The organism is Romboutsia sp. 13368, assembly GCF_018336475.1.
In the GTDB taxonomy this organism is placed as follows: Bacteria; Bacillota; Clostridia; order Peptostreptococcales; family Peptostreptococcaceae; genus Romboutsia.
Window position 1 is genome coordinate 1,208,649 of record NZ_CP048741.1, and the last position, 266, is coordinate 1,208,914.

General features: G+C 30.5%; 1 protein-coding gene (only partly in view). It reads right to left on the reverse strand.

Features of this window, described 5'->3' with window-relative positions:
- Positions 1-266: part of a 5'-nucleotidase C-terminal domain-containing protein coding region (locus G3997_RS04915; RefSeq protein WP_330616298.1), annotated on the reverse strand (this coding region is incomplete at its 3' end). 155 nt of the annotated region lie beyond the right edge of the window; the window shows 266 of its 421 annotated nt.

Here is a 266-nt window from a genome sequence, read left to right on the forward strand (position 1 = left end):
ATACATCTCGACTTGCCTCTGTAGTAGTATAAACTATTTCTTGTCTACCTTGCCATGGGAAACTATTTCCACCAGCTCTATAGTTATTAGTAGCTATTAAGAATTCTTGATTTAAATCTATAGGTTCTCCATTATAAGTTAAGTTAGATATTCTTGAAGAATCAGGATTTATTATTTCTCCTTGTTTATTATACTTAGGTGCTTGAGTTACATCTATTTCATACTCTAATCCATCAATTGTATCAAAATTGAATGTTGGGAAATCT